Raw genomic sequence first — 12,103 nt, 5'->3', positions numbered from 1 at the left:
CTCCGCTCGGGCGCGACCACCTCCACCAGCTTCTCGAAGGGCACGTCCTGGTCCGCGTAGGCGTCCAGCGCCGTGCGCCGGACGCGCGACAGCAGTTCCAGGAAGCTGGGGTCGCCGGACAGGTCCATTCGGAGCGCGAGCGTGTTGACGAAGAATCCAATCAGGGGCTCCGTCGCCGCGCGATTCCGGTTCGCCACCGGCGAGCCGATGATGAGGTCCTTCTGGCCGCTCAGCCGTGACAGGTAGGCGGTGAAGGCCGCCAGCAGCGTCATGTACAGCGTGGCGCCTTCCCGGCGGCTCAGCTCCTTCAGGCGCGCGGTGAGGGAACGGTCCACGCCGAAGCGGACCACGCCTCCCCGGTACGTCGGCGTCTCCGGCCGGGGCCGGTCGCTGGGGAGGTTGAGCGACGAGGGCGCCCCCGCCAGACGCTGCTTGTGCGCTTCAATGGACTCCGCGAGCGCCCCGTCCCGGAGGAGCTGTCGCTGCCACAGCGCGAAGTCCGCGTATTGGACCTGGAGCGGCGGCAAGGCCAGCTCACGCTGCGAGCGCAGCGCGTTGTAACCGGCCGCGAGCTCACGCGCGAGGATGCCCACGGACCAGCCGTCCGAGACGACGTGGTGCATGGTCAGGACCAGCACATGGTCCGACTCCGAGATGCGGAAGAGGCGCATCCGCAGCAGCGGGCCCCGCTCGAGGTCGAACGGCCGGGAGACCTCCAAGCCCGCCTGGACCTGGATGATCTCGAGCAGCTCCGCCTCCGAAGCCCCGGCCGGGTGGACCAGCTCCTCCGTGGGCGGGAGCTCGGCCGTGACGTTCGTGGAGATGGCTTGGAAGGGCTGCGCGCCTTCCGCCGGGAAGCACGTGCGGAGCACTTCATGCCGCTGGACGATGGCGTCCAGGCTCTGCCGCAGGGCCTCGTGATGGAGGGGGCCTCGGAGCCGGAGCACCAGCGGGATGACGTAGATGGGTGCCCGCGTCTCCTCGATGCGGTCCACGATCCACAGCCGCTCCTGGGAGGAAGACAGCGGAATGCGCTCCGGGCGCTCCATGGGCCCGGTGAAGTCGACCGCGGCCGCTCCGGGGCGCTGGCGCTGCTGTTGGACGGCCGTCACGAGCCCCGCGACGGTGGGGCTCGCGAAGAAAGTGCGCAGCGGAATATCCACGCCCAGCACGGCACGAATCCTGGACACGACCTGCGTGGCCAGCAGCGAGTGGCCGCCCAGATCGAAGAAGCTGTCGTGCACGCCCACTCGCTCCGCGCCGAGCAGCTCGGCGAAGATGCTGGCCAGGATCTCCTCCTCGCCGTTGCGCGGCTCGACGTAGGCCGTCTCCAGGCCCTGTGAGACGGATGGAACGGGCAGGGCGCGCCGGTCGACCTTGCCGTTCTCGGTCAGGGGAATCCGGTCGACGACCATGATGCTCGCGGGCACCATGTACTCGGGAAGGCTCGCCTGCGTCCGCTTGCGCAGCTCGCTCTCCAGACGGCGATCCACCCGGCTTCGGAGCGGGTCATTGGCGCGGCGTGCCCCCACGACGACTTCCGGTGCACTGCCGAAGAGGGCCACGGGCCCGTGCTCCGACTGCGCGGCCGGGGTGAAGACCGCGTCGAAGGAGCCATCCACGCCGCCGCGGGACCAGTCCAAGGCGACGTTGAGGGACAGGGACTCCGCGAGTTGGTGGAGAGACTCGGGGTCGATGCCAGGATCGGGATCGCTCGCGGGCGTCGTGGCATCGCGGTCCAGCACTCGCCGACGGAGCTTCTCGAAGAACCCAGGCCGCGAGGACGCTCCATCCGTCACGCTCGCCAGGGCGTCCAAGGATGCCTCGACTCGCGCGTTCCGGATGCCACGCAGGCCGACACGCCGGGTGCCGTCCTGGGTCAGCCGGGCGCGGAGCTCGGGCAGGCTCACGTTGCCCGGGCCCCAGGCCACGTCGGGACCGGGGCTGGGCGGGGTGTCCAGATGGATGAGCACGTCGTAGCGGAAGCGCGTCAGCTCGTTCAGGCACGCGCCCCGCTTCGGGCGAATCTCCACGTGGGTGAGGCGGGGGATGCGCTGCTTGAGGGCCCAGAAGAAGTCCGGGGCGAGCACCAGCTCCTCTTCCGCCGCCATGCGCTGCGCCACGCGGGCCTTGAGCACCTGTGGGTCGAGCGTGCCGGACGCCTGCGCCAGGACGATGGACGCGTGGAAGGCCTCCAGCAGGCGGAAGTTCCGCACGTCACCCACAAAGATGACGCCGCCCGTGTCCAGCCGCTGCGAAGCCTTCTCCAGGGCCTGGGCGAGGTACTCCGCGCTCGGGAAGTACTGGACCACCGAGTTCAGCATCACCGCGTCGAAGCGCATGTCGCCGAAGTCGATGCCGTCCAACTGGTCCGCCGCGCAGTGGAAGAGCTTCGCGTGCTCGAGCCCTGCCGACTTCGCCGTGTTGCTCCGGAGCATGTTGACGACGACACCCGAGACGTCTGTGGCCCAGTAGGCCTCCGTGGACGGCGCAATCCGCGTGAGGAGCAGACCGGTGCCACAGCCGATCTCAAGCACGCGGCGGGGCTTCCGCACGAGAATCTGGTGGACCGTGTGGTCGACCCACTCCTTCATCGCCTCCGCGCTGAGCGGTGCGCCGGTGTAGCTGCTGTCCCAGCCCGCGATGTTGAAGCTGGGGTCCAGCTGCGGCTCGCTGGCGGAGCGTGCATAGAGGTCGTCGTAGAGCGCCTTCCACTCGCCCACGTGCGTGTCGCCGACGCCGCCGTCCGAATCCGAGGACAGGAGCGTCTCCGCGGCGTTGTCTCTGGGCACGACGTAGGCGGCGATGCGCCGGTCGTCCGCGCTCCGCTCATGCGTGGTGACGTAGGCATCAACCACCGCCGGGTGCGTGGCGAGCACCGACTGGATTTCACCCAGCTCGATTCGGAACCCGCGAATCTTCACCTGGTCGTCGATGCGCCCCAGGTACGTGAAGCCGCCATCCGGAAGACGGATGGCGAGGTCGCCCGAGCGGTAGAGCCGCTTGCCCGGCGAAGACGGGTCTTCGACGAAGCGCTGCGCGGTGAGCTCGGGGCGCTTCAGGTAGCCGCGCGCAACACCCGCGCCGCCGACGTACATCTCCCCCGGAACGCCGGGCGGTACGGGCTGGCCGTGCTCGTCGAGCAGGTGCAGCTCGAGGTCCGGGAGCGGGCATCCGATGGGGCTCGCGGCGGAGGTGAGGTCGGCCTCGGTCACCCGGTAGTACGTGACGTGCACCGTGGTCTCGGTGATGCCGTACATGTTGATGAGCTGCGTGCCGGCGTCCCCATACCGCTCGAACCAGGGGCGCACGGTCGCCGCGTCCAGCGCCTCGCCACCGAAGATGATCCACTTGAGGCTGCGGCCGCCCTTGCCATCGGCGATGGACGGCGCGCGCGTCAGCGCTCGGAACGCGGACGGCGTCTGGTTGAGGACCGTCACGCCCTCCCGAGCAATCAGCTCACCGAAGGCCTCGGGCGCGCGCGTCATCCAGTGGGGCACGACGACCAGGCGCCCGCCGTACAGCAGCGGCCCCCAGAGCTCCCAGACGGAGAAGTCGAACGCCGCGGAGTGGAACAGCGTCCAGACGTCATCCGGCCCGAAGCCGTAGAGCGGCTCCGACGTGGTGAACAGCCGGGTGGCGTTGGCATGAGTGACGATGACGCCCTTGGGGCGCCCCGTCGAACCAGAGGTGTAGATGACGTAGGCGGCGTTGTCCGGCGTGATGGCCGGCTCGGGATTCGGCGTGCGCCGGCCGCCCTGCCAGTCGAGCGCGTCCACGAAGACGGTGGGCACACGCTGGGTGGGCAGCTCGCCGGTGCGGCTGGACTCAGTCACCAGCGCGGTGACCTCCGCGTCCTCCAGAATCAACGCGAGCCGGTCCTTCGGACTGGCGGGGTCCAGCGGCACATAGGCGCCGCCGGCCTTGAGGACGCCGAGGATGGAGACGACCAGCTCCGCGCTGCGGTCGACGCAGATGCCCACCAGTGACTCGGGGCCCACGCCGTGTTCGCGCAGCGCATGCGCCAGGACATTCGCCCGGGCGTTGAGCTCGGCGTAGCTCAGGTGCGCCTCGCCAGACGTCAACGCGGTGGCATTCGGGCTGCGCTCGGCCTGGGCCTCGAACCAGCCGGTGAGGGTCTGGGCCGTGGTGATGGCCGGGGCGCCTACAACGCGCGCCTCATGCACGGGGGACGGGGCCTTGACCGCCAGGGACAACCGGGCCACGGGCTCATCTGGCGCGCGGACCATCTCCTCGACGAGCTTTTCGAAGTAGCCGCGCCACAGGGCGACGGTGTCGTCATTGAAGAGGGCGCGGTTGAAGCGGAGCACGCCGGAGAAGGCGCCTCGCGTCTCCCACATCTCCAACGTGAGGTCGAACTGCGACTCCTGGTCGCTGATGGGGAAGGGCTCGAGCTGCAGGTTGCCCCAGTGGACGCGGGCGTCCTCGTCGGGCGAGGCCCACAGCGCCATGGCGCCGCCGCCCTCGCGCGAGGCGTGGAGCGAGATGGACGCCTGGAAGAGGGGAGACACGCCAGGACGGCGCTCGATGTTCAGTCGCTCCACGAGCGATGCGAACGGGAAGTCCTGGTGCGCGAGCGCCTCGTGGACGACGGTGCGCATCCGGCCCAGCAGGGTCCGGGTGGACGGCGCACCGGAGAGGTCCGCGCGCAGCGCCACCGCGTTGGCGAAGTAGCCCACGACGTCATGGAAGGCGGAGCCGGGCCGGCCCGCCGTGGGCGAGCCAATCAGGATGTCCTCCTGACGCGCCAGGCGCCCCAGCAGGGCGGCATAGGCGGACACGAGCACGACGAAGGGCGTGGACTCGGCGCTCTGCGCGAGCGCCTTGATGCGGGCCGTCAGCTCCGCGGAGAGGCGGAACGGGCTCGCGCCACTCCGGTTCGCGGCGACCGCCGACCGGCTGCGGTCGGCGGGCAGCGCCAGGATGGGAAGCTCACCATCGAGCTTCTTCTGCCAGTAGTCCCAGTGGGCCCGCCCCGCGGCACCCGACATCGTCTCCGCCTGCTGCGCGACGAAGGCGGCGTAGCTGCCCGTGACGGGCGGCAGGGCCGGCTGCTCGCCGCGCGCGATGGCCTGATAGAGCTGATTGAACTCCTGCTGGAGGATGCCCGCGGACCACCCGTCGTAGACGATGTGGTGGACGGTCATCAGGAGGACGTGGTCCTCGGCCCCCAGGGAGAAGAGGTTCCCCCGGAGCAGCGGGCCGCGCTCCAGGGAGAACGGCTGACGGTAGGCGCGGGCCACCTCGGCCTGGAGCTGCTCGGCGCTCCAGCCCTGCGCGTCCACGTGGGTGAAGCTCGGCTCGAGGGCCGGGTGGCACGTCTGGACGAGCTGCCCTTCCGCGGTGGACGAGAACGTGGTGCGCAGGGACGCGTGGCGCTCGGCCAGCATTTGGAACGCGCGCTTGAGCGACGCCACATCCATCTGCGAGCGGATGCGCAGCGCGAAGGGCGTGTTGTAGGCCGCGCTCTCCGGGTCCTGCTGGTGCAGGAGCCATAGCGCCTTCTGGCCGGACGCGAGCGGTGAGAGGCGAGGGGCCGTTTTCCCGGACTTCGCCATGAGCTCCGCGAGCAGCTTGCGCTTCGCCTCGAGTGAGAGGCCCTTCATGTTGTCAGCCGGGGTGCTCATGCCGTCTCCCTCTCCTGCGCCGTCTGCGCGGCGAGCATGGCCTGGAGGATCGTGTCCAGCTCACCCTCCGACATGCTGTTCACCTGCTGCTCGATTTCGGCTTCCTCCGTCACCGGTTCCGGCGCGGGCGCAGCGGCGGCGGCCGCGGGCCCGTCGAACTTCGATGACAGGTTGGTGGCGACCTCCACCAGACTCCCGGCGCGCAGCAGCTCCAGCGCGGGAATCTCGATGCCGAGCGCCTCGCGGATGGTCCGCTGGACCTGCATCGACAGCAGCGAGTCCACGCCCAGCAGGGACAGGGGCTTCTGCGGCTCCACCCGCTCCATGGGAATCTGGAGAATGGTGGCGAGCCGTTCGACGAGGAACTTCTCCAGCTCCGGCTGCCGGGCCTCGGGGGCCAGTCCCGACAGATGTCCGCGCAGCTGGTCCGCCTCGCTCTGGGCGCCACCCTGGGCACTGCCCAGCAGGTGTGACGTCCTGGCGGACTTGCCCAGGTGTGGGGCGGCGCGGCCCAGCTTGGACCACTGCACGTCGAAGAGGCCCAGCTGCGGCGTGCGCAGGCGCAGCACCCGCTTGAGCGCGGTCAACACGGTGGCGGGCGCCATCGGGTTGAGGCCGAGCGATTCGAGGTAGGTTCGCACCGCTTCGTCCTGGGCCATGCCGAACTCACCCAGCACGCCCCAGTGGATGCTGATGGCCGCCAGCCCTCGCGCGGCCCGGTGCTCCGCGAGCGCGTCGAGGAAGCTGTTCGCCGCGACGTAGTTGCCCTGACGCGGGTTGCCAATCAGCGCGGCGACGGACGAGAACAGGACGAAGAGGTCCAGCGGCCGGTCCTGCGTCAGCTCGTGAAGAATCCACGCGCCGCCCGCCTTGGGAGACATGACGCGCTGGATGCGCTCGAGGTTCAGGTCGGGCATCGGCGCGTCGTCCAGCACGGCCGCTGTGTGCAGCACGCCCTTGAGCGGCGGGTGCGTGGCGTCGATGCGCGCGAACAGCGCCCGCATGTCGTCCATGCTGCTGACGTCCGCGGCGGCCGCGGTGACGCGAGCGCCGGCCGCCTCCAGGTCCTGGACCAACTGTTTGGCTTCCGGTGTGGAGGCCCCCTTGCGGCCGGTGAGCACGAGGTTCCGCGCCCCCTCCGCGACCATCCAACGGGCGAGCGCGAGGCCGAACCCACCGAAGCCGCCGGTGACGAGGTACGTGGCGTTCGCATCGAAGAGCGGCTCGTCCGCCGCCGGCGCGAGCGCGAGCGGCTCACCATCGGCGAACGTCAGCGTGAGCCGGGCCAGCCCCTGGTCCCGCGAATGCTCCGCCAGCCACGCCGATGCCTCCTCGGCGCGGGTGACGGGCCAGGACTCGGACGGCAGCGCCGGCAGGGTCTGGAATCGGCCGAGGACGGACTGGAGCCGCGTGGCGACCTCCTGGGGACGCTGGCGCAGCATGGCCGCGACGTCCACGCGAGCGCAGGCAGCGCCACGGGGCCAGGCGGTGGCGAACAGGCCCTCCGCCGGAGCGAGCGGGCCCGCATCGACGAAGCGGCCGAAGGCCCCGAGCACACTGGTGAGGGTGGGCTCCGCGTCGCAGGACGCGTTCACCAGCAGGTCCACGCCCGCGCCGTCCGTCCACTCCAGGATGTCTTCCGGGAGGGAAGGCGAGCGCTGGTCGAAGACGCGAACGCCCTCCGGCACCTGCCGCGTGTCGCCGTCCAGGATGATGGCAGTCCGGGCTCCCGCGGCGCGGCCGAGCTCGACCACAGCGGTCCCCACGCCCCCGGCGTCCCCGATGACGAGGAGCCGTTCGGAGCTCTGGATGTGGCCATGCACATGAAGCGCGTACTCCGCGCCGAGGAAGGGCAGCAGCCGTCCCTGGGACGTGCCGGCGCTGACGAAGTCCCGGTCCAGGCGCAGCACCACGTGCGTGCCCACCACGGGCGCTTCTTGCGCGACCAGTGCCTGCACCACCTGGCCGGACGTGAAGCCCGGGGTGGCCTCGCCCACCGCGACGACCACGCCGCCCACCTCCAGCGGCCAGTGCGTGTCGGACGCGCGCCGGCCTTGCACGGCCGCGGCGCGGGTCAGTGTCACGTGGGTGACCTTGATTTCGACCTCTCCGCGCGCCGGCTGTTTGCGCGTGGCGCGACGCGGTCGGCGCTCGGCGCCGTCGAGGGCGATTTCGAATACCTGCTCCACACCGGCCGGCGCGGGCGTTCCCTTCGTCTGGGCCTCCCACTCCGGAAGGGGCTTCGCGCTGAGGCGGCGGACGAAGCGGCGGGTGTCGCGCAGCGCGACCTCCTCCTCCTGCGTCTCCGCCAGCAGCTCACGCGCAAGCCGCTCGATCAGCTCCGGCTGCGACGCCGAGGCGCCCTTCGGCAGGTCGATGGAGCGGGTCCGCAGGTGTGGGAACTCCGCGGGGACGACGCGCGCGAAGCCAATCAGCGGCGTGGCGGACAGCGCGCCCAGACCGTCACCCGGGGCCGCGCGCTGTGCGTCGCGGGTGATGATGCGCAGCGACGCGCCATCGCCCGGCGCCAGGGCCAGCACCACGTCGAGCAGCGCCTGCACGTCGTTCGACTCGACTCCCGGACGCGCGTCCAGGCCGGTGAGGTAGGCAACGTGCTGGATGCGGACACGGCCCACGGCCTCCACGAGGGAACGGACGTCCTCCGCGTTCCCGGAACGAATCTGGAAGCGGTGGTTCGACTCGCGGACGAACGAATCGCCCCGCGTCACCAGGACCAGGTCCTGGATGCCGGTCCGCTGGAGTTCACGCGTGAGCTCGGCGCCGATTCCGCCCTGGTCGGCGAAGACGAGCCAGGTGCCCTGGCTCTTCGCGGGTGGCTCCTCGGCGGTGGCCTCGAAGGCGTGCGTGTACGTCCAGTCGTAGAACGCGGGCCTGGGCACGGACTCCTCACGGTCCGCGAGCGCGGCGCACTCGACGCCCGTCAGCTTCGCGGACACCCGTCCATCGCCGTCCAGCAGCGTGATGTCGCACTCGAGCTTGTGGGCCGTGCGCGCGCGAATCCGGGCATGGCACCACAGCGGCGCGTGGGCCGCGGGAGGGGTGGAGAGCTGGATGCTCCGGCAGCCCATGGGCAGGTAGAGCCGCGCGTCGTCCTCGGGAAGCCAGGACACCATGGCCTGGAGGCACGGGTCCAACCACACCGGGTCGAGCAGCATCTGCGAATCCGCGGTGATGCGCGCCACTTCCGCTTCGGGAAGGACAATCTCGGCCAGCAGTTCCTTCTCGTTGCGGCGCAGCGTGCGGATGCCGCGCAGGCTGGGGCCATACTCGAGCCCGCGCGTCGCGATCATCTGGTACAGCGCCTCGGTGTCGAGCGGCGCCTCGGCGTGGATGCCGAGCTCGCTCACCCGGACCTGGGTCTCCGGTGACGTGTGGACGTTCCGGCGGATGCGCGCGGTGGCGTGACGGGTCCACGCCGTGCGGTTGTCGCGCGGCCGGCTGTAGATGGTCACCGTCTGAGCCGCCTCGTCGTACGTGGTCCGGACGACGGGCTCGTCATGGCCGGTGACGACGAGCGCGTTCTCGAACCGCACCTCTTCCAGTGCATGCGGCTCGGAGAGGCCCATGGCGCGGCGAACGGCGAGCGCCAGCTCGACGTAGGTGGCGCCAGGGACGACGAGCGAACCCCGGACGCGGTGGTCCTGGAGGCACGGCAGGAAGCGCGCGTTGAGCCCGCGCTCCCAGGTGGGCAGCGGCGCGGAGACGCGGGAGCCGAGCAGCGAATGCTCGTCCGAACCCCGACGGTCCGTGAGGGCCTCCTCCGACTCGTGCCAGTGCTTCTCACGTTGCCAGGGGTAGGTGGGGAGCGGGGTGTAGCGCGAGCCCTGCGGATAGAGGCCGCTCCAGTCGATGGGAATGCCCGCGACGTAGAGCTCGGCCACGGCCTTGGTGAACGTCTTGAGCTCGGGCTCCTGCCGCCGGAGGGAGGTGAGGACGCGGCCCTCGACGCGGGCCTCCGCGCAGCACTCCTTGATGGACGCCAGCAGCACGGGGTGGGGGCCCAGCTCGATGAAGAGGCGGTAGCCGTCCTTCAGCATCTGCCCCGCGGCCTTCGCGAAGAGCGTGGGCTCGCGGATGTTGTCGCACCAGTATTCCGCGTCGTAGGCGATGCCTTCGATGCGCCCGCCCGTGACGGTGGAGTAGGTGGGCAGGTGCCCGGCGGAGGGCTTCAGCGCGGCCAGGCAGCGGCGCAGCTCGGGCTTCAGGCCCTCCATGGCGGGGCTGTGGTACGGCACCTCGACCTTCAGGATGCGCTGGAACACGCCGCGCGCCTCCAGCTCCGCGGCGATCTCCTCGATGGCCTTCGCGTCACCCGACAGCGTCACCGCGTTGGGGCCGTTGATGGCGGCGATGGACACCAGATCCTCACGCCCCCGGATGGCGGCGCGCGCGCCTTCCTCGGAGAGGCCCACGGCGGCCATCTTTCCCTGGCCCGCGGCCTTGGCCTGGATGCGGCTGCGCTCGTAGATGACGAGCATGGCCTGCTCCAGCGTGAAGCGGCCGGCGGCATAGGCCGACGCGACCTCGCCCGCGCTGTGGCCAATCACCGCCGCGGGCGTGATGCCCGCGCGCCGCCACATCTCCAGCAAGCCAATCTGGAGGAACGTGTTCGCGGGCTGCGCGATGTCCGTCCGCGCCATGTTGGAGGACTTCTCGTCCGCGAGCATCTGCTCCAGCAGCGACCAGCCCGCCAGCCGCTGGAAGAGGGCGTCGCAGCGGTCCAGGGTGGCGCGGAACAGCGCGTCCTGTGCGTAGAGCTCCCGACCCATGGCCCACCACTGGGGCCCCATGCCGGTGAACACGAAGACGGGCCGGGCATCCGCGGCCTGGAGCGTCCGGCCAGAGGCGCCCAGCTCGGCGGGGTTGCCCGACGCGAAGGACTCCAGCCGCGTCGTCAGGTCGGCCACGTCCTCCGTCGCCAGCAGCGCCAGCCGGTGCTCATGGTGGGCGCGCCGCGTGGCCGCGGAGAAGCAGATGTCCGGCAGCGAGGCCGACGCCGGCGCGGCGAGCATCTCCGCGTAGGACCGAGCCAGGGCGCGCAGGGCCTCGGGGCTGCGGGCGGAGAGGGGGAGGAGCAGCGGCGCCGGGGTTGCGTCGGCGCGGGCCAGCGGTACGGCGGACGGGGCCTGCTCGATGACGCAGTGGGCGTTGGTGCCGCCGTAGCCGAAGGAGTTGACGCCCATCCGCAGCGGCTCGTCCTTCCGGGGCGCGAGCGTCTCGAGCGCGCGCGGGATGCGGATGCCCAGCGTGTCGAAGGGAATGGCGGGGTTGAGGTTGCGCAGGTTGGCCTGCGGGGGCAACTGCCGGTGCTGCAGGCACAGGCTCGCCTTGATGAGACCGGCCACGCCGGCCGCGGCCTCCAGGTGCCCGATGTTGGCCTTGAGCGAGCCGACCCACGGACCCTGGCCGTCCTCGCGCTTGGAGACGGCGCCCAGGCCACCCAGCTCCGCCGGGTCACCCACGGCGGTGCCCGTGCCATGGGCCTCGAAGGCGTGGATTTCGGTGGGGTCCAACGCGGCGCTGGCGCACACGCGGCGAATCAGCGCTTCCTGCGCGCGAGAGCTCGGCGCCGTCATGGACTCGCTGTGCCCGTCCTGGTTGACGCCCGTTCCTCGAATGATGGCGTAGACGCGGTCCTGGTCTCGGACGGCGTCGGAGAGCCGCTTGAGCACCACGATGCCCGCGCCCTCGCCACGGCCGTAGCCGTCCGCGCGGGTATCAAAGCTCTTGGAGTACCCGTCCGCCGACAGGAACTTGCCCTTGCTCATGGCCACGAAGATCTCGGGCCGGAACATGACGTTGACGCCACCCGCCAGCGCCAGGGACGTGGTGCCGTTGCGCAGGTCCTGGCACGCCAGGTGGACGGCGACCATCGACGAGGAGCACGCCGTGTCCAGGGAGATGCTCGGCCCCTGGAAGTCGAACATGTACGACAGGCGGTTGGAGAGCACCGTCATCGTGGAGCCCACCGCCGTGTGCGGTCCGATGAGCTCGCGGTTCATCGGCCCCATGTGCGTGAGCATGCTGTCGAGCATGAACCCGCCCACGTAGACCCCCGTGGGGCTGCCCGCGAGCTTGTCCGCCGGAAGGCCCGCGTCCTCCAGGCTCTCCCACGCCACCTCCGCGAGCAGGCGCTGCTGTGGATCGAGCGTCGCCGCCTCCCGGGGCGAAATGGAGAAGAAGGCCGCGTCGAACGTGTCGATGGCCTCCTGCAGGAAGCCTCCCGCCCGCACGTACGTCTTGCCTGGCTTGTCGGGGTCCGGGTCGTAGTACCGGCGGTGGTCCCAGCGCTCCTTCGGGACTTCTACGATGGCGCAGCGGCCCTGGGTGAGCAGCTCCCAGAGGTGGCGTGGTGACTTCGCGCCCCCCGGAAAGCGGCAGCCGATGCCAATGATTGCGATGGGGTCATGCTCAATATTGGACACTGCGCTCAT

Annotated in this window: 2 protein-coding genes (1 of these 2 cut by a window edge); both read right to left on the bottom strand. The window is 70.8% G+C overall.

Annotation, left to right across the window (positions count from 1 at the left end):
- A protein-coding gene (locus HNV26_RS23510) for a non-ribosomal peptide synthetase (RefSeq protein ID WP_171443516.1) crosses the window boundary here: on the bottom strand, positions 1–5,648 show its 5' portion. It extends 3,499 nt beyond the left edge of the window; the window shows 5,648 of its 9,147 coding nt (coding positions 1–5,648); its start codon is at positions 5,646–5,648; its stop codon lies off the left edge, out of view.
- Positions 5,645–12,103, bottom strand: coding sequence for a type I polyketide synthase (locus HNV26_RS23505; RefSeq protein ID WP_171443517.1), 6,459 nt, complete (start codon positions 12,101–12,103; stop codon positions 5,645–5,647). The genes HNV26_RS23510 and HNV26_RS23505 overlap by 4 nt, the downstream gene beginning before the upstream one ends.

This window comes from Myxococcus xanthus (assembly GCF_013116825.1).
GTDB lineage: Bacteria > Myxococcota > Myxococcia > Myxococcales > Myxococcaceae > Myxococcus > Myxococcus xanthus_B.
Note: the sequence above shows the minus strand (reverse complement) of the source record. Positions and strands in the feature narration are given on the sequence as shown.

Bases quoted from the DNA above. Each gene is read 5' to 3' on its own strand.
- HNV26_RS23505 (WP_171443517.1), bottom strand. From the start codon at position 12,103: ATGAGCGCAGTGTCCAATATTGAGCATGACCCCATCGCAATCATTGGC.